Source organism: Flavobacteriales bacterium (genome assembly GCA_016124845.1).
Lineage (GTDB): Bacteria > Bacteroidota > Bacteroidia > UBA10329 > UBA10329 > UBA10329.
This window is the reverse complement of record WGMW01000029.1, coordinates 12,848-31,534: the sequence shown is the minus strand read 5'-3', so window position 1 is coordinate 31,534 and position 18,687 is coordinate 12,848. Positions and strand designations below refer to the sequence as shown.

The following is an 18,687-nucleotide window of genomic DNA, read 5'->3' as shown; positions in this document are numbered from 1 at the left end:
AAAAAGTTGCCTGCTTTGTCAATCAATTTCATTAGCCGAAAGCCATTTTTTGCTTCAAAAAACCGTATTGCTATTCAATGGGGCTTCTTCTATATTTGCACGCTCTAAAAACGGAGCTATAACCATATACATTATATAATGCAGAACAAAGGCGCTATTAAGGTTTTCGCCATCTTGCTCGGACTGGTTTGTATCTACCAGCTTTCATTTACGGTTGCCACGCGTGTTGCCGAATCCAATTACGATGAGATGTATGCCACCGATCCAAAGGAGGCCGACAAGTACTTGGAGGATTTCCGCTACAACATTTTGGTGAAGGAATACACCTACATGGAATGTAAGGAGCGTGAGTTGAACTTGGGTCTCGACCTGAAAGGTGGTATGAACGTAACCTTGGAGATCTCGCTTCAGGACATGATCCGTTCGCTGTCAAACAACAGCACCGATTCAACGTTCAATAAGGCCATCAAGCAGGCAACGGAACTTCTCCCGACCAGCAACTTGGATTTCGTAACGCTTTTCGGCCAGGAGTTCGAGAAGATCGATCCGAATGCCCGTTTGGCTTCCCCTGCCATTTTCGGTTACACCTTAAAAGACAGAATTACAGGCGATGCGACCAACGAGGAAGTGTTGCAGGTGATCCGTGCTGAGAAAGAAGCGGCCATTGAGCAGGCTTTCGAAGTGCTTCGTACGCGTATCGATAAGTTCGGGGTTACGCAGCCGAACATCCAACGATTGGAAGGCAGCGACCGCATTCTGGTTGAACTTCCAGGTGTGAAGGAGCCTGAGCGTGTGAGAAAACTGTTGCAAGGAACGGCCAAATTGGAGTTCTGGGAAACGTATGACAACTCAGAAGTGATCAACTACCTCGCAGAAGCCAATCAGGTGCTTCGCGATATTCAGGCAGGTGAATCGAAGGTAGATACCCTTGAAAAAGCAGGCGAGGAAGAACCAGCTGTTGAACCAACTGCAACTGAAGAAACTGAAAAGGATTCGTCCTCCAATGCGCTTACGGAACTCTTCGGAGATCAGGATTCTACAGGCGCTAACCTTCAAAGTGACAAATTGGAGGATGTAGAGAAGAATAGTCCATTGTTTGCTGTTCTGTCACCAGCGGTTTCACAGAACGGACCAATGGCAGGACCTGTTGTCGGTTATGCTGCCATTAAGGACACGGCCAAGGTAAATGAGTACTTGGCCATGGACCGTATCCGCGCCATTTTTCCTCGCGACCTCAAATTCCTTTGGACGGTGAAGCCTGTTGATCCACAAGATCCAAAGCAGGTTCATCAGTTGGTTGCCATCAAGGTGACAAGCCGGGATGGCGAGCCTCCATTGGATGGTGCAGGCATTGCTGATGCACGAGGCGATTTCGGTCAGTTCGGTGCTTCGCCAGAGGTTTCTATGACCATGACACCTGACGGTGCGAACATTTGGAAAAAACTCACAGGAGCCAACATCGGTCGTTCCATTGCCATTGTGCTGGATGATTACGTGTATTCATTCCCAACGGTGCAAGGAGAAATTGGAGGCGGTCGCTCTTCCATTACTGGAAATTTCACCATTAAAGAAGCGGAAGACCTTGCAACGGTACTGAAAGCAGGTAAACTTCCTGCGCCAGCCCGTATTGTGGAAGAAGCGGTTGTTGGTCCAACGTTGGGTCAGGAATCTATCACCAGTGGTATGATCTCGTTTGTGGGCGCGATTCTCTTGGTGTTGATCTTCATGATCATTTACTACGGAACAGCTGGTTGGGCAGCGGATCTTGCGTTGATCGCCAACGTTTTCTTCGTATTCGGTGTGCTTGCATCACTTGGTGCGGTACTTACACTTCCTGGTATTGCTGGTATCGTTCTTACCATCGGTATCTCTATCGACTCTAACGTGCTGATCTTTGAACGTGTGCGTGAGGAGTTGCATCGTGGAACAGGTATGCGTTTGGCCATCAAACAAGGGTATGATGCAGCGTATTCTGCCATCATCGATGCCAACGTCACATCCTTGCTTACAGGTATCATTCTGTACGTGTTCGGTAGCGGCCCGATCCAAGGTTTCGCAACTACGTTGATCATCGGTATCTTTTGTTCGCTGTTCGCTTCTATCTTCATTACACGTCTGATTTTCGAAGGCCGATTGGAAGCCAAGAAGGCCATTTCAGTGGCTACAAGTTTCTCTAAGAACGCATTCAGCAATCTGAACTTCGATTTTGCTGGAAAGAGAAAGATCGCCTACCTGTTCTCAGGGGCTGTGATCATTGCTGGTATTGCTTCGATGACGATACGCGGTTTCAACTATGGAGTCGATTTCTTGGGAGGTCGTTCCTACTTGGTTGAATTCCAAGATGCGGTGAACACGGAGGATCTGACAAAGTCGTTGGAAGGTGCTTTCGGAGGGATGGCTCCAACCGTCAAAACATTCGGGGCTGATAACCGCGTGAAAGTGATCACTGCCTACCGAATTGATGATAGCGGTGAAAATGTGGATGATGAGGTGGAAAATGCCTTGAAAACAGGCCTTGCTACCATGTCAAACCCTGGTGAGATCTTGAGTTCTCAGAAGGTCGGACCGACCATTGCAACGGATATCAAACGCTCGGCTTTGCTGTCCATCATTTTCGCATTGCTGGTCATCTTCCTTTACATTTTGATCCGATTCAAGAAGTGGCAGTACAGTTTGGGTGCGGTCATCGCCTTGGCGCATGACGTTCTCTTCGTACTCTCTCTGTTCTCTCTGTTCTACGGAATTGCGTGGTTCAGCATGGAGATCGATCAGGCGTTCATCGCGGCCATTCTAACCGTTGTGGGTTACTCCATTAACGATACCGTGGTTGTATTCGACCGTATCCGTGAGTTTCAGGGTGAGCATCAGGCACGTAAAGTTCCGCTTGCCGTGACGGTGAACAATGCCTTGAACACCACGTTGAGCCGAACCACCATTACCGCGCTTACAACATTCATCGTACTGTTGGTGTTGTTCTTGGCGGGTGGCGAAACCATTAAAGGATTCTCCTTCGCACTTCTCGCAGGTGTGGTCGTGGGAACCTATTCATCCATCTTCATTGCAACGCCAGTATTGCTGGAGTTCATAAAAGATGAACCCGTGGGTGACAAGAAAAAGAAATAATGGAAAGGCCTCCCGATCAGGAGGCCTTTTTAATTTTACAGCATGAATGCGACATTATTGTTTTTGAATTTGGGCGGAGGCGAGATCATCGTTGTCCTGCTGGTGGTGTTGCTGTTCTTCGGTTCGAACAAAATTCCAGAGTTGGCGCGCGGACTTGGCCGTGGCATCCGAGAATTCAAGGATGCTACAAGCGGGGTGCAACGCGAGATCGAGGAGAGTATGCGCGAAGTTCCGAAGAAACCCACTCCGAAGATCACTCCAAATCCTGAGGCAAAGCCACGGGAAGAGTGATCCTGTAACTGAAACTGATTGAAAAGGCCCTGCAAAGGGCCTTTTTTGTGTCTGGAAGTTTCGTGTTTGTATTATTTCGACCAACAACCCCCGTAAAAATGGGGGTATGTTGAGAAAAAGTTGAAAAGTTCCGCCATAAGGTCTATTTGAACTTATACCTTTGCGCCACAAATCGTTTAAATCCAATCATTTAACCTAACATGAAGGTAAAACTCGAATACATCTGGCTCGATGGTTATGAGCCAACTCAGAACATGAGGTCTAAGACCAAAGTTGAAGAGCACGAAGATTTCAAAGGAACACTCGAAGAGATCGGAAACTGGTCCTTCGATGGTTCTTCGACCAAGCAGGCTACTGGAGATTCGTCAGACTGCATGCTGAAGCCTGTTGCGATCTATCCGGATCCAGCAAGAGACAACGGTTGGTTGGTGATGAGCGAGGTGATGAATGCCGATGGTACGCCACATCCTTCCAATGCACGCGCTACCATCGAAGATGAAGGCGATGATTTCTGGTTCGGTTTCGAACAGGAATACTTCATCATGGATGCCGAAACAGAATTACCACTGGGTTTCCCACGTGGAGGTTTCCCTGGTCCACAGGGTCAATACTACTGTTCCGTTGGTGGTCGTTACACAAAGGGAAGAGATCTGGTAGAAGAGCATGCCGATCTTTGTATTGCTGCGGGATTGAATTTCGAGGGAATCAATCAAGAGGTGGCTTCTGGACAATGGGAATTCCAATTGTTTGCCAAAGGAGCAAAGAAGGCGGGTGATGAGATATGGGTCGCACGTTATCTGCTTGACCGTTTGACCGAGAGCTATGGTTATTATATCGAATACCATCCAAAGCCTATCAAAGGAGATTGGAACGGTTCAGGTATGCATGCGAACTTCTCCAATACACTGCTTAGAACATGTGGTTCGAAGGAGATCTACATGGCAGTTTGCGAGGCGTTCCGTCCAGTTCGTCAAGAACACATTGACGTTTACGGAGCGCACAACGAACAGCGTTTGACAGGCCAGCACGAAACGGCTTCTATCAACGAGTTCTCTTACGGGATCTCTGACCGAGGAGCTTCCATCCGTATTCCGTTGATGACCGTGAACAAAGGTTGGAAAGGATATTTGGAGGACAGACGTCCTGCATCTAATGCAAACCCATACAAGGTTGCAGCACGAATCATCAAAACGGTTAAGAGTGTTGAAAAAGAACTTTCACCAGCTTAATTGAATAATTGTTTAATGTGAAAGGCCCGCTCGTTCGGGCCTTTTTTAGCTTCAAACTATGGCAAAACAGCGATTTCAGGCATTGCAGGAAGTGGACAGAAGAAAGCCGCTTGCGGTAGAGCTTCCAAGCGAAAAAGTTTCCAACTACTTTGCATCCAAGGTTTTTACGTGGAAGCAGATGCGCGAGTATCTTTCGGCAGAGGTTTACGCAACGCTTCGCAACTGCGTAGACAAAGGTGGTCAGATTGATCGAACCACGGCCGATCAGGTAGCCTCGTCCATGAAGAGTTGGGCGCTTCAATTGGGTGCCACGCATTACACGCATTGGTTCCAGCCGCTCACAGGTTCAACAGCCGAAAAGCACGATGCATTCTTTGAGCCGCTGGCGGATGGCTTTTCGATGGAATCGTTCGGAGGAGATAAATTGGTTCAGCAAGAGCCCGATGCTTCCAGTTTTCCGAGTGGCGGCATCAGAAATACGTTTGAAGCGCGCGGTTACACCGCTTGGGATCCTTCGTCACCCGCGTTTGTCATTGGAAGAACGCTTTGCATTCCAACGGTTTTTGTGGCCTACACGGGCGAGTCGCTCGACCATAAAGCACCGCTGTTGCGTTCGGTGCATTTTCTGGACCGTGCCGCCACAACCGTGGTTCAGGAATATTTCGACAGAAACGTTTCCCGTGTCATCTGCACGCTTGGCTGCGAGCAGGAATATTTCTTGGTGGATCGGGCGCTATTCAACGCGCGTCCCGATCTTGCGCTTACAGGAAGAACCCTTTTCGGACATTCCTCAGCCAAGGACCAACAGTTGGAAGACCATTATTTCGGCTCTATCAATGATCGGGTCACCGCTTACATGCGCGATTTCGAAACGGAAGCGCTGAAACTCGGCATTCCTGTAAAAACGCGCCACAACGAGGTCGGTCCGGGACAGTTTGAATGTGCGCCAGTTTATGAAGAGGTCAGCTTGGCGGTGGATCACAATCAACTGCTCATGGACATTATGGAGAAAGTGGCCTTCCGCCACGATTTCCGAGTGCTTTTCCACGAAAAACCCTTTGCAGGAATCAACGGTTCGGGCAAGCACAACAATTGGGCGTTGGCAACCGATACGGGGAAAAATCTGCTCAGCCCAGGAAAAACGCCCAAGAAGAACATTCAGTTTCTGACGTTTTTTATCACAACCATTAGAGCGGTCTGTGAACACGCGGATCTGCTTCGCGCCAGCATTGCAAGTGCCAGCAACGACCACCGTTTGGGAGCCAATGAAGCACCTCCGGCCATTGTTTCGGTATTTATCGGTTCATTTCTTACTCAGGTTTTAGATGATATTGAAGAATGGGTGAAGAAAGGCAAACAGCTTTCGCCTGATGAGAAAACGGAGTTGAAATTGAACGTGATCAAGATTCCAGAGATCCTTCTCGACAACACCGACCGTAACCGAACATCACCATTCGCTTTCACAGGCAACAAGTTCGAATTCCGTGCAGTGGGTTCATCAGCCAACTGCTCAACTGCCATGATGGTTCTGAATACGATTGTTGCCGATCAGCTGGTCAAATTCCATGAGGAGGTTCAAGGACTTGTAGTCAAAGGCATGAAGAAGGATGACGCCATCTTTCAAGTGCTGCGTAAGTACATTGCCGAATCGAAGAAGATTCGTTTTGAAGGAAACGGGTATGGAGAAGAATGGGTGAAAGAGGCGGAAAAACGCGGACTTTCAAACGTGAAAACCACGCCAGAGGCGCTCGATTTCATCATGACATCCCAATCGAAGGATCTTTTTTCAAAGAATGAGATTCTGAGCGAACGGGAACTGGAAGCGCGCTATGAGATCGATCTGGAGCGATATACTAAGAAGATACAGATAGAATCGCGCGTGATGGGCGATCTGGCCATCAATCATATCATTCCAACGGCAGTTGAATATCAGAATCTGCTTATTACCAATGTTACTGGATTGAAGCAGGTTCTGAGCGCCAAGGAATTCGATCTGCTTGCAAGCGAACAGATGAGTTTGATCCGTGAGATCTCGGAACGAATGACAGCTTTACGAAAGCTGGTAGGCGAAATGACTGAAGAACGGAAACAGGCCAACAGGCAGTCAAGTGCGCGCAAACAGGCTGACGATTATTGCGTTAAGGTGCTTCCTTACTTCGAAAGGATCAGACGGGAAGTTGATAAATTGGAGCTTATCATCTCGGATGAGTATTGGCCGCTACCCAAGTACAGAGAGCTCCTTTTTAACCGATAAATCACTTGTAATTCATTGATAATCAATTTAATGATTCTATCGCAATGAGTGTCTTATACAATGCTTAACAGCGTTGTGATCCAACTTGCCTAATCAAATATTTATTTATTTTAGCAGCCGCGTAAAACAAGCACCAACACCTAAACCATGAGAATAACCAAGTTCTTAGTAGTAGCCGTAATTGCAGGATTGTTTTCAATCACCGCAAGCGCTCAGACCGATCATTTTGAAGTAGCAAATCTTGCCTTCGAAGCGCAGGAGTACTACAAGGCAATTCCGCTCTTGAAAAAAGCCTACTCAAAAGAGAAGGATAAGGCAAAAAAGGCTGAGATCATCTATAAGACTGCCGAATGCTACCGTCTTACAAATGATATGAAGCAGGCCGAAACGTGGTATAGAAAAGCGTTGAAACTGAAGTATCCTGAGAATAGCATACAACTTTACTATGCAGATGCTTTGAAGGCCAATGGCAAGTTCGAAGACGCCATTCCGGAGTACGAGAAGTATGCTGAGTTGGTGCCAGATGATCCACGCGGAAAAACAGGTGCAGAGGCTTGTGCGCTGGCTCAAAAATGGATTGACAATCCTTCTCGTTATGTTGTTGAAAATGAGGTGCAGTTGAACGGCAAGCAGATGGATTTTGCACCTTCTTATGCGTCCAAAAATTTCAAATCGATCTACTTCACATCTTCAAGAAGCAATGCGTCAGGCAATGATATTGATGGATGGACAGGTCAGGGCTTTACTGATATTTTTGAAGCTACCATTGATAATAAAGGAAAGTGGAGCAAGCCGAAGCCGCTTCCAGCTACCATCAACAGCATTTACAATGAAGGTGCTGCTGTAATGAACAACGACTTCAACCAGATGATTTTTACCCGTTGTGGTGTGAAGAAGAAAGTGAAAATGGGCTGTGAGCTTTACTCTTCCAATAAGAATGGGGATAGCTGGACAGAGCCAACGTTGATCCCTTTCTTCCAAAAACCAGAAGGAGACGACAGTACACAGGTTACTGTTGGTCACCCAGCACTGTCTGCTGATGGAATGACATTGGTGTTTGCTTCTGATGCTGAAGGTGGTAAAGGAGGAAGAGACCTTTGGATCTCTAAGTTCGATAACGAGAAAAAACGTTGGGGAAAACCAACAAACTTGGCTTCTGTGAACACACCAGGGGATGAGATGTATCCGTTCATTCATAACGATGGAACGCTTTACTTCGCTTCAAATGGTCACATCGGTATGGGCGGACTTGACATCTTCATGGCAGAAGCGCAAGGAGATTCTTGGGGCAACGTGACCAACATGCGTTACCCGATCAACTCTTCAGGTGATGATTTTGGTATCATCTTCGAGAAGGAGCAGGAGAAAGGTTACTTCACTTCAAACCGTGAGGACGGAAAAGGAAGCGATGACATCTATTCGTTCCTGTTACCAGCCTTGAAGTTCACTTTGGGTGGTACGGTTATCGACTTCAAAACCAAGAAGCCAGTTGCCGATGCGACCGTATCGATCGTAGGAACGGATGGTTCTTCGCTTGAAACAAGAACAGATTCTAAAGGTGAGTATAAGTTCGATCTTGCTCCAGCAACATCTTACGTGATCACCGCTGGTAAGAAAGATTTCTACCTGAACAAAACGGGTAAGACCACAACTGTTGGTTTTGAAGAGGATAAGGATCTTGTACACGACTTTGAGTTGGATCCGATCAACAAGGTTATCGACCTGCCAAACATCTTCTACGATTTGGCCAAGTGGGATCTTCGTCCTGAGTCTAAAGTGGCATTGGACGGACTTGTTGAAACACTTAACGACAACCCAACTATTGTGATTGAGCTTGGTTCTCACACGGATACGCGAGGTAGTGATGCAGCTAACTTGGCGCTTTCACAAAAACGTGCGCAGTCGGTTGTTGATTATTTGATTGACAATGGAATTGCAGAAGAGCGTTTGGTTGCCAAAGGTTATGGAGAGACAACGCCTAAAGTGTTGGAGAACGCAGTTGGTTCTTTCGAGAAAGGAAGCGTTATCAACGATGCGTTCATTGCGAAGCAACCAACAACTGAATTGAAAGAAGAGGCTCACCAGTTGAATCGTAGAACGGAGTTCAAAGTATTGAGAACAGACTACGTTCCTAAAGGAAACTAAGCAACCTTCATAGATATTTCAGAAAAGCATTCCGCAGGTCGGAATGCTTTTTTGTTAGACAAAGTTCATGAGTGCAGGAGAGAGATATAAGCAACGGGGCGTTTCGGCCGATAAGGAAGATGTGCACAACGCCATCAAACACGTAGATAAAGGGCTTTTTCCGAGAGCGTTCTGTAAGATCGTTCCTGATACACTTTCCAATTCGGAAGATCATTGCGTGATCATGCATGCCGATGGTGCGGGAACGAAGAGTTCGCTGGCCTATATGTACTGGAAGGAGACAGGGGATCTTTCTGTATGGAAAGGTATTGCGCAAGATGCCATTGTAATGAACACAGACGATCTGCTATGTGTGGGAGCGGTTGATAATATTCTGCTTTCCTCAACCATTGGTCGGAATAAATTTTTGGTTCCAGGCGAGGTGGTTTCAGCCATTATCAATGGAACAGAGGAGGTGCTTCAGATGCTTCGCGACAATGGTGTGGACATTCGCTCCACGGGAGGAGAAACGGCTGATGTTGGTGATCTGGTCAGAACGTTGATCGTGGATTCAACGGTTACCTGTAGAATGAAGCGTTCGGATGTGATCGACAATGCCAATATCAGACCTGGAGATGTTATTGTCGGGTTGGCATCTTACGGACAGGCCACGTACGAAAACGCGTACAACGGAGGCATGGGAAGTAACGGTCTTACCGCTGCCCGTCATGATGTGTTCAGCAATATCCTAAAGACCAAATATCCCGAGAGTTTTGATGGTTCGATGGATTCAAATCTGGTGTATCAGGGAAAGTACGGATTGACCGATGCTGTCGATGGAGTTCCGTTGGACGCTGGGAAATTGGTACTGTCGCCAACACGAACTTATGCACCGATCATCAAGCAGATATTGGATGAATATCGGTCGCAGGTTCATGGAATGGTGCATTGCTCTGGAGGTGCGCAGACCAAGATTCTGCACTTCATCGATTCGGGTCACGTCATCAAAGACAATCTATTGCCTGTTCCTCCACTTTTCAGGATCATTCAAGAAGAGTCTGGAACATCTTGGGATGAGATGTACAAGGTTTTCAATATGGGACATCGTATGGAATTGTATGTTCCCGAAGAGATTGCCGCAGACATCATTTCCATCTCAAAAAGTTTCAATGTCGATGCACAGATAGTTGGTAGAGTGGAGGAAGGTGCGAAAAAACTCACGATCCGTTCTGAGTTCGGTGAGTTCATTTACAGCTAAACATGGAACTGTTAGATAAGCTGCGCGATATTCAGAGACGATTCTATGACCTCGAAGGTCAGATGAGCGACCCGACCGTGATGGCGGACATGCAGCGCTTTGTAAAGATCAATCGTGATTATCGGAACCTTGAGCCTGTGGTAAAAGCTGCCAAGGAATATGAAAACGTGGTTGCCAATATTTCAAGCAGTCGCGAAATTCTGAATACCGAAACCGATGCCGATTTCATTGAAATGGCCAAAGCGGAACTTGGTGAACTGGAAACCCGAAAGGAAGAATTGGAGGAAGAACTTCGTGTTCTGATGCTTCCTGCAGATCCTGAGGATGCCAAGAATGCCATAGTCGAGATCCGTGCAGGAACAGGCGGTGATGAGGCCAGCATTTTTGCAGGGGACCTTTATCGTATGTACACCAAATACTTGGAAGGTCGCGGTTGGAAGATCTCGTTGATGGATGAGAGTGAAGGAACTGCTGGCGGCTACAAGGAGGTCAGTTTCAAAGTGAATGCGGAAGGTGCCTACGGTGTGCTGAAATACGAATCGGGCGTTCATCGCGTGCAGCGCGTGCCGCAGACCGAATCGCAAGGGCGTGTGCACACCTCAGCTGCAACGGTGGCTGTTCTGCCAGAGGCGGAAGAAGTGGACGTGCATTTGAACCCAGCGGATATTGAATTTCATACCTCGCGCTCTGGAGGCGCTGGTGGTCAGAACGTGAACAAGGTTGAAACCAAGGTTCAGTTGACACATAAACCAACTGGAATTGTAGTGGTCTGTCAGGTGGAGCGTTCGCAGTTGGCCAACCGCGAACTGGCCATGGAAATGCTTCGGACCAAACTCTACGAACAAGAGCTGAACAAACATTTGGATGCGATATCCAGCCGAAGGAAAACCATGGTTTCTACGGGAGACCGTTCGGCCAAAATTCGAACCTATAATTATCCGCAGGGAAGGGTTACCGATCACCGAATCGGTTTGACGTTATATTCGCTTTCCGATTTTATGAACGGAGACATACAGGAAATGCTCGATGCGCTGCAAATGGCTGAAAATGCCGAGCGTTTGCGTGTTGGCGAAACCATCTGACCTATGAAACTGACACCGAAAGGCGAGAAATACATCAACCGAATTCAGAACTCTTTTCTGTTCAATCTTTTTCTTCTCAAAGAATTGCCCTTGGCTTGGGTGGCGGGTTGTAGTTTGAAGAAGATCACGCCTGAGGCATGTCAAATCAGGATGCCTTTTGGTTGGAGAAATCAGAATCCGTTCAAGTCCATCTATTTTGCGGCACAGAGCATGTCGGCAGAGATGAGTACAGGAATGCTGGCGGTGCTGGCCATCGAAAATTCGAATGAGAGCATTGCGATGTTGGTTTCGAATATTGAAGGAGAATTCACCAAGAAGGCCAACGCCAGCGTAACGTTTACATGTGAGGACGGTCAGAAGATGTTTGATGCCATTACGGAAACCTGTAAGACAGGCGAAGCGGTTCTCGTTCCCATGAAAACCGTTGGAAGAATGGACGATGGAACGGAGGTTTCCAACTGGACATTCACTTGGTCGGTGAAAAAGCGAAGCCGCAAATAAGCCCTTCCCGCAACGGTTAATTCCTATATTCGATCATGGCAACCAAGGTGCATAATCAGGATGGGTGGCTTTACGACCCCATTTATCCCGATGCCAGCACGTGGCCGATCGTCAAGCTGGCGCACGAACGCGAAGCGTTTATCAAGGAACTTGTCGCTTTATCCATCGAGAACATCAAGGAGCAGCTGGGAAACAACCCTGCTAATCTCAAGGACGAGTTGGCACGGACGCTTTATTCAGAACGTATTCGCGTAAGCCAAACGCCTTGGAAAGCCGATGCGCCTGACGAGAAGGAATTCTGGAGCAAGGTGAAGAAGGACATGGTGCGCATCAATGCAGGTCATGAAAATCCGCACGCGTTCGGGCATGAAGACCTGGTTCAACGCATTGTAAAGCGCTACGCGGAAGAAATTGCAGGGGTTTTTGATGTGAATGCGTACGATTTTGCCAAGCGATTCACCACCACGCTCTTCTCTCGATTGCTCAATGCATCGCAAGGAAAGGGAATGGCGCGTTTATTCGAAACCCGTCATAATCTACACGATAAGATCCATCTCGTAGGTGAGATCGATCACATCCGTGAGTTGGCCAAAAGAGGAACCATCATCGTGGTGCCTACTCACTTCAGCAACCTCGATTCCATGCTCATTGGCTGGGCCATTCAGAGCATCGGACTTCCGCCTGTGCTTTATGGCGCGGGACTTAACCTGTTCGGCATCAAGATCCTTGCATGGTTCATGAACCGTTTGGGAGCGTACAAGGTGGACAGACGCAAGAAGAACATGCTCTATCTCGAAACGCTCAAAATGTACTCGGAACTATCGCTGCGCAGAGGTTGCAACGGGCTGTTCTTCCCAGGCGGCACGCGCTCACGCAGTGGTATGCTGGAGAAGCGGTTGAAACTCGGCTTGCTGGGAACGGCCTTGCAGGCGCAACGACTGAATTTTGAGAATGATGGAGAAGAGGCCAAGAAGATTTTCGTGGTGCCCGTTACCATCAATTACAACTTCGTGCTGGAAGCACAGAGCCTGATCGATCAGCATCTGAAAATAAGCGGGCAGGAGCAGTACTACGTGGAGAATGATGATTTCTCCACTTCTACCAAAATGATCAAGTTCATTTATCGGTTTTTCACCGCTTCGTCTGAGATTGCGGTACGTTTCGGAACACCGATGGATCTTTTCGGAAATCGGTTGGACGAGGAGGGAAGAAGTTTCGACCCGCACGGAAATGAGGTTGACATCAAGAAATACTTCTTCTCTAATGGAGAGATAAGCAAGGATCTTCAGCGAGATGCGGAATACACGCGCATGCTGGGCGAGGAGATCGTGAAACGATACCATCGTGAGGCAGTCGTCTTTTCAAGTCAGGTGGTGGCCTTTGCTGCCTTCCGAATCATCAAAGCGCGTTACAGCAAGATGGATCTGTACGGACTCATGCGGCTGCCGTCCGAAGACCTCACCATCAGACCGAAGCAGTTGATGGACGCGGTCGGCAAACTGGTGGAGCGACTTCGAGAAATGTATGCCAATGGGGAAATCCAATTGGAGAAGGAAGTGCAGGAGGGAAGCATTGCCAATATTGTGAAGAAGGGCGTTGCGAATCTCGGGATCTATCACGCCAAGTTGCCGCTGATGTACAACGAGGACAAGGATTTTCAATCGCAGGACATCAAAGTGCTGTTTTTCTACCACAACAGATTAGAAGGATATGGCCTCCACAAATTCATATGAAATAGCTCCAGTTGGAGTGCTTGGCGGAGGCAGTTTCGGCTCGGCCATTTCCAACCTGTTGGCAGAAAACCAGCCTGTAATTCTGCTTACGCGAAGTCAGGAAGTGGCGGACAGCATCAATACCACGCGTCAGAATCGTGGCCGCGTGATGCACGAGAATGTCCGTGCCACAACTGATGCTGCGGAAGTGGCCAACCAATGTCGGCTCATCTTCCCGATACTTCCTTCGGCTGGGTTCCGAGAAACCATAAAGTCACTCGCTCCGCATCTGACCCCAGAGCACATTCTGATACACGGAACCAAGGGTGTGGACATTCAGCTTCCAGCAGGTGACCAGTTGACGGCCGATTACAAGCTCAATCCAAAGAAGGTGAACACCATGAGTGAGGTCATCCTTCAGGAAACAATTGTTAGGCGCGTGGGCTGCTTGGCGGGGCCGAATTTGGCTGCCGAGATCTTAGAAGGACAACCCGCTGCAACGGTTGTGGCCAGCCATTTTGACGAAGTGATCAAACTGGGCCAAAAGAGTCTGCGAACGCCCCGTTTTCAGGTGTATGGAAGCCATGATCTGACAGGTGTGGAGATTGCTGGTGTTTTGAAGAACGTGATCGCGTTGGCGGCAGGCGCGCTCAGCGGATTGGGTTTCGGGGAGAATGCCAAAGCGTTGCTAATTAGCCGCGGAATGGTGGAGATGATTCATGTGGGAACACACTTGGGCGGTGATATTGTGGCCGTGCTCGGTCTTGCTGGCATCGGTGATCTTATTGCCACCTGTTCCAGTTCCAAGAGCCGCAACTTTACGGTCGGTTATCGTTTGGCGAAAGGTGAAACACTCACCGCCATTCTGGCCGATATGGAAGAGGTGGCGGAAGGTCTGAACACGCTTCGCATTTCCCGCGCCATGGCCAATTACCTCGGCATTCGCGTGCCGCTTACAGAGACCATTTATGATGTGATCTATGGTGAGAAGACCGTAGAGGAAGGTTTGGATTACCTGATGAAATTCCCGTTTTACGTGGACATCGATCGCTCCATGTTCAGGCGCGTGTAATGGTGCAAACCTATTTTCTATTGACCATGGTGGAGGCCGCTTGATCCGTTGAAAGGATCAGCATATCCGCAATATTCACATGCGCAGGGCGCGATACTGCGAAACCGATGCAGTCGGCAATATCCTTGGCTGTGAGTGGTTGCATCCCCGCATAAACCGAATCAGCCCGCTGCTTGTCTCCATGAAAACGGACAATGGAAAATTCCGTCTCCACAAGTCCTGGGGCGATGTTCGTGACCTTGATTCCCTTGTCGAAAAGCTCTTTGCGCAGCCCTTCCGAAATGGCTTTTACCGCATGCTTGGTGGCGCAATACACGTTTCCGTTCGGGTAAACTTCAATGCCCGCAATGGAACCAACATTGACGATGTGACCTGACTGCTGTTCAACCATTCGTGGAGCAATTTCGCGGGTGATGTAAAGCAACCCTTTCACATTCGTGTCGATCATCTTCTCCCAATCCTCAACATCACCTTCATGGAGTGGGGAAAGGCCAGATGCCAGACCAGCGTTGTTCACCAGCACATCGATTGTCTTGTCAGCAATTTCATTTCGGCAGAAATATTCCACCTGTTCGCGTTCGCGGATGTCAAATGTGTGAATGGAAACATCAATTCCGAATGTGCTTCCGATCTGCTGTTTCACGGTTTCAAGCCGTTCTTTCCTTCTTCCCGTAAGGATAAGATCGTAGCCCATTTTGGCCAGTTCGTGGGCCGTGGCTTCACCAATTCCTGCTGTTGCTCCTGTAACGATTGCTGTCTTGCTCATGCTGGCAAATTACGATTTCGTGAAATTCCGAATCGCGATAGCCAAAAAACTAACTTGCGCGGCATGAAGTGGTTTCGTGGACTTCTTTTGGTTGGATTGCTGGTATCTGCCACCAACACCTTCGCGCAACACGGCTATCCTGCCAATATGTTTGGCGATACGCTGCATGCACCATTCGTCTATGGCGTGGCATCTGGCGACCCGATGACCGACCGCGTGATGCTTTGGACCAAGGTCGTTCCATCACGTAGAACGGCCATCGTGCAGGTAACTTGGCAGGTTTCGGAAGACAGCCTTTTCAGCAGCATTGTTTCTGAAGGAAGCGCTTCGGCCATCGAGATGCATGATCATTGCGTTCGGGTTGATGCCGCAGGCCTGCAACCTGGCGGGAGGTATTTCTACCGCTTCATTTCCGAAAACGGAGAAGTTTCTGCCATTGGAAAGGCGCGAACGCTGCCACAGGAAAATGTGGGCAAACTGAAGTTGGCGGTTGTTTCGTGTTCCAGCATTTGGGCTGGATTTTTCAACGCCTACGCGCGGATTGCAGAGCGCGAGGATGTGGATTTTGTGGTGCATTTGGGCGATTACGTGTACGATTATCCCGACAGCAGACAGCTGAATCGCATGCCTTCTTTCCCGCAGGAAGATGTGAAGGATAAGGAAGGTTGGCGCGAACGCCACAAATACTATCTGATGGATGCCGATCTGCGCAAGGCGCGACAGGAAAAGACGTGGATCGCGGAATGGGACAACCACGATATCGACCTGCCCGATAAGGCAAAAACATCCGATGCCATCGAGGTATTTTACGAATATGTGCCTGTTCGGATGATGGATCCGTTGCATCCAGAGCAGATCTATCGCAGTTTCCGTTTCGGAAAATTGGCCGAATTGCACATGATCGATATGTTCTACTATCGTGGAAAGACGGAGTTTGCGGAAGGGAAGAAATCGGTGCTGGGAGAAGCCCAATTTGACTGGCTGAAGGAACAACTGAAAAGCTCAGATGCGCATTGGCAGTTGATAGGCAATCAGGAAATGATGACCGATTGGCTGAGTGAGGACACGCCAAGTTTCATGCGGAAGCAGAATGGAAACGGCCGCGTTTTCGACACAGGAAACTGGAACGGTTATCCCGAAGACCGCCAGCGATTCTATGATTTTCTGAAGGAGAATGACCTGAAGAATACCGTTGTCTTGACGGGCGATATCCACATGACGTTTGTGATGGATATGACGGGCTGGCCGACCTGCAAAACCGAATACAACAAACGCACGGGCGAAGGCTCGGTGGGTGTGGAGATCACAGGTCCGAGCATCAGCCGCATCAACATGAAGGAATCGGGCGTGCCTGGTTTTTTGTTGCCGTTGGTAAGAAGTTGGAGCATGGGAGCAAATCCGCATCACCGCTGGGAAGAGTTCGGAAGCCACGGCTATTTCACGTTGGAAGTGACGCAGGAAAAATCGGTAGCGGAAATATGGTTCGTGCCGATTAAAAAGCAGACCATCAAACAGCGAATGGCCAAACGGTTCACCGTTCTTTCTGGTCAGGGGCATTGGGAACGGTGAAAATCTGAGTCTGAATCAGGCTTTTGAAAGTGCTTCCATTCGAAAAACTAAATAAATAGTTGTATAACTAAAAATATAGTTATATTTGTTGCATGAAAGATCTGACAAAGGCTGAAGAACAGGTGATGCAAGCGCTCTGGAAACTCGGAAAGGCATTCGTAAAGGATGTGATGGAGGAGTTTCCAGAGCCGAAACCTGCGTATAATACCATCAGTACCATCATCCGAATTCTGGAAAAGAAGGAGTTTGTGGACCACAAGGCGTTCGGGAAAACGCATCAGTATTTCCCATTGGTGAGCAAGGACGAGTATTCGAAGCACACGGCCGATCAGTTGGTGGACAACTATTTCGGGGGTTCGTTCAAGAATCTGGTTTCATTTTTTGTGAAGGATAACGACCTCACCGTTAAGGAAATGGATGAGTTGATGAAGGTGATCGAGGCGAAGAAAGCGCAGAACCCGTAACAGTATTGAGCACGCCATGGAAGAATTTGTGCGATACATATTAATAAGCAACCTGACGCTAATAGCTGTATTGCTCAGCTATCGGATGCTGCTGCAACGCACTACGTTTCATGGCATCAACAGGGGTTTTTTGCTTATCGGATCAGTGGTTTCGCTGCTTGTGCCGCTGTTGCCTTTCAGTACCGAAACACAGGAAGTGGTGTTGGGCGTGCAACTCCCTACAATTGATTTCAGCCAGCCATTTGCGAATGCACCGTTGGCAACGGAATCCTTTAACTGGCCATTGTATCTGTACTTGACAGGTGTTATTGTCTCGTTGTTGTTTTTCGTTCGGGGAATGGTTTCGATCATCCTATTGTTCCGAAATGCCGAAACGGAGACGATAAACGGTACACGGGTTTCCCGTTCCGATTCGGCTGGGCCGTTTTCATTTCTCTCATGCATTCATCTGCCGAAGAAATTATCGGTTCATCACCAAGAAGTTATTCTGAATCATGAGCTGGCGCATGTTCGGCTCGGTCATTCGTATGATGTGCTGTGGCTTCAATTGCTGCGCATCGTCTTCTGGTTCAATCCGCTGCTGGTCTTTTATCAGCGTGCCATTCAGGAAATCCACGAGTATCAGGCAGATGCTCTCACATATATATCCTCATCGAAGGAGCACTACGTTAAGGTTCAATTGGATCAACTGTTTCAGCTACCGTCAGAACTTTCATTTGCGAACAGTTTCAATAATTCAAATGATCTTAAAAAACGAGTAAACATGATATATTCAGAAAAATCATCGAAATGGGGTGGCATGCGTTATCTCATCGCCTTGCCACTATTGGCTGTCATCGGGTTGATGGCCGCTTGCACGGAAACACCTGTTGATGCGGTGCAGGAACAAGCAGAAGAAGTGTACAAGACTGCGGACGTTATGCCTGAATTCCCAGGCGGGATGCAGGAAATGATGAGCTATATGATGACATCCATCAAATACCCTGAAAGTGCCAAGGCTGATAGTGTTTCAGGAAAGGTCTTCGTTCAGTTTGTGGTTGATAAGACGGGCAAGGTTGGACAAATAGAGGTTGTGCGAGGAGTTAGGGATGACCTTGATGCCGAAGCCGTACGTGTAATATCTGAGATGCCTAATTGGACCGCTGGTATGCAGAATGGTAAGAAGGTGAGTGTTCAGATGGTGCTACCGATCTTTTTCAAATTGGAGTGAGGCGGTATTGTTTGAAGACATTTCAAACCTAC

At 48.2% G+C, this 18,687-nt stretch carries 14 protein-coding genes; 13 read left to right on the top strand and 1 reads right to left on the bottom strand.

From position 1 onward, the window contains the following. Positions 1-138 precede the first annotated feature (138 nt). The 10 genes from GC178_11320 to GC178_11275 all read left to right on the top strand — a co-directional run bounded on the left by GC178_11320 (position 139) and on the right by GC178_11275 (position 14,646). Positions 139-3,123: a protein translocase subunit SecDF gene (locus GC178_11320; GenBank protein MBI1288152.1), complete on the top strand. Its 2,985-nt coding sequence runs from the start codon at positions 139-141 to the stop codon at positions 3,121-3,123. Between the two features lie 42 nt (positions 3,124-3,165). Continuing rightward, the gene (gene tatA / locus GC178_11315; GenBank protein ID MBI1288151.1) at positions 3,166-3,414 is read left to right on the top strand and encodes a twin-arginine translocase TatA/TatE family subunit; all 249 of its coding nucleotides are present in this window, start codon (positions 3,166-3,168) and stop codon (positions 3,412-3,414) included. A gap of 200 nt (positions 3,415-3,614) precedes the next feature. Then, on the top strand, positions 3,615-4,643 hold the full coding sequence (locus tag GC178_11310; GenBank protein MBI1288150.1) for a glutamine synthetase: 1,029 nt from the start codon (positions 3,615-3,617) through the stop codon (positions 4,641-4,643). A 58-nt stretch (positions 4,644-4,701) separates the two neighbouring features. Then, positions 4,702-6,897 (top strand): glutamine synthetase type III, encoded by a 2,196-nt coding sequence (locus GC178_11305; GenBank protein MBI1288149.1) that lies wholly within the window; start codon positions 4,702-4,704, stop codon positions 6,895-6,897. Between the two features lie 147 nt (positions 6,898-7,044). Then, a complete protein-coding gene (locus GC178_11300; protein ID MBI1288148.1) occupies positions 7,045-9,042 on the top strand; it encodes an OmpA family protein in 1,998 nt (665 codons plus the stop codon). 67 nt (positions 9,043-9,109) lie between these two features. Beyond that, positions 9,110-10,279 (top strand): phosphoribosylformylglycinamidine cyclo-ligase, encoded by a 1,170-nt coding sequence (locus GC178_11295; GenBank protein MBI1288147.1) that lies wholly within the window; start codon positions 9,110-9,112, stop codon positions 10,277-10,279. Between the two features lie 2 nt (positions 10,280-10,281). Continuing rightward, positions 10,282-11,361: a peptide chain release factor 1 gene (gene prfA / locus GC178_11290; protein MBI1288146.1), complete on the top strand. Its 1,080-nt coding sequence runs from the start codon at positions 10,282-10,284 to the stop codon at positions 11,359-11,361. A gap of 3 nt (positions 11,362-11,364) precedes the next feature. Further along, entirely contained in the window at positions 11,365-11,862 is a 498-nt protein-coding gene (locus GC178_11285; protein MBI1288145.1) for a DUF4442 domain-containing protein, read from the top strand. 35 nt (positions 11,863-11,897) lie between these two features. Next, entirely contained in the window at positions 11,898-13,595 is a 1,698-nt protein-coding gene (locus GC178_11280; protein MBI1288144.1) for a glycerol-3-phosphate acyltransferase, read from the top strand. Further along, on the top strand, positions 13,573-14,646 hold the full coding sequence (locus tag GC178_11275) for an NAD(P)H-dependent glycerol-3-phosphate dehydrogenase (GenBank protein MBI1288143.1): 1,074 nt from the start codon (positions 13,573-13,575) through the stop codon (positions 14,644-14,646). Before GC178_11280 ends, GC178_11275 begins: the two co-directional genes overlap by 23 nt. 10 nt (positions 14,647-14,656) lie before the next feature. Here GC178_11275 and GC178_11270 read toward each other — a convergent pair whose 3' ends face one another. Then, positions 14,657-15,412: an SDR family NAD(P)-dependent oxidoreductase gene (locus GC178_11270; GenBank protein MBI1288142.1), complete on the bottom strand. Its 756-nt coding sequence runs from the start codon at positions 15,410-15,412 to the stop codon at positions 14,657-14,659. A 63-nt stretch (positions 15,413-15,475) separates the two neighbouring features. Here GC178_11270 and GC178_11265 point away from each other — a divergent pair, with 63 nt between their 5' ends. From GC178_11265 to GC178_11255, 3 genes are all read left to right on the top strand, one after another. Continuing rightward, positions 15,476-16,981, top strand: a complete 1,506-nt coding sequence (locus GC178_11265) for a hypothetical protein (protein ID MBI1288141.1) — start codon at positions 15,476-15,478, stop codon at positions 16,979-16,981. Positions 16,982-17,073: 92 nt separating this feature from the next. Next, positions 17,074-17,445 (top strand): BlaI/MecI/CopY family transcriptional regulator, encoded by a 372-nt coding sequence (locus GC178_11260; GenBank protein MBI1288140.1) that lies wholly within the window; start codon positions 17,074-17,076, stop codon positions 17,443-17,445. A gap of 16 nt (positions 17,446-17,461) precedes the next feature. Beyond that, the gene (locus GC178_11255) at positions 17,462-18,655 is read left to right on the top strand and encodes a TonB family protein (GenBank protein ID MBI1288139.1); all 1,194 of its coding nucleotides are present in this window, start codon (positions 17,462-17,464) and stop codon (positions 18,653-18,655) included. Positions 18,656-18,687: the final 32 nt, after the last annotated feature.

What these genes read in the sequence shown, in the direction of transcription:
- GC178_11320 (MBI1288152.1), top strand. Translation starts at nt 139, where the DNA reads ATGCAGAACAAAGGCGCTATTAAGGTTTTCGCCATCTTGCTCGGACTG.
- tatA (MBI1288151.1), top strand. Translation starts at nt 3,166, where the DNA reads ATGAATGCGACATTATTGTTTTTGAATTTGGGCGGAGGCGAGATCATC.
- GC178_11310 (MBI1288150.1), top strand. Translation starts at nt 3,615, where the DNA reads ATGAAGGTAAAACTCGAATACATCTGGCTCGATGGTTATGAGCCAACT.
- GC178_11305 (MBI1288149.1), top strand. Translation starts at nt 4,702, where the DNA reads ATGGCAAAACAGCGATTTCAGGCATTGCAGGAAGTGGACAGAAGAAAG.
- GC178_11300 (MBI1288148.1), top strand. Translation starts at nt 7,045, where the DNA reads ATGAGAATAACCAAGTTCTTAGTAGTAGCCGTAATTGCAGGATTGTTT.
- GC178_11295 (MBI1288147.1), top strand. Translation starts at nt 9,110, where the DNA reads ATGAGTGCAGGAGAGAGATATAAGCAACGGGGCGTTTCGGCCGATAAG.
- prfA (MBI1288146.1), top strand. Translation starts at nt 10,282, where the DNA reads ATGGAACTGTTAGATAAGCTGCGCGATATTCAGAGACGATTCTATGAC.
- GC178_11285 (MBI1288145.1), top strand. Translation starts at nt 11,365, where the DNA reads ATGAAACTGACACCGAAAGGCGAGAAATACATCAACCGAATTCAGAAC.
- GC178_11280 (MBI1288144.1), top strand. Translation starts at nt 11,898, where the DNA reads ATGGCAACCAAGGTGCATAATCAGGATGGGTGGCTTTACGACCCCATT.
- GC178_11275 (MBI1288143.1), top strand. Translation starts at nt 13,573, where the DNA reads ATGGCCTCCACAAATTCATATGAAATAGCTCCAGTTGGAGTGCTTGGC.
- GC178_11270 (MBI1288142.1), bottom strand. Translation starts at nt 15,412, where the DNA reads ATGAGCAAGACAGCAATCGTTACAGGAGCAACAGCAGGAATTGGTGAA.
- GC178_11265 (MBI1288141.1), top strand. Translation starts at nt 15,476, where the DNA reads ATGAAGTGGTTTCGTGGACTTCTTTTGGTTGGATTGCTGGTATCTGCC.
- GC178_11260 (MBI1288140.1), top strand. Translation starts at nt 17,074, where the DNA reads ATGAAAGATCTGACAAAGGCTGAAGAACAGGTGATGCAAGCGCTCTGG.
- GC178_11255 (MBI1288139.1), top strand. Translation starts at nt 17,462, where the DNA reads ATGGAAGAATTTGTGCGATACATATTAATAAGCAACCTGACGCTAATA.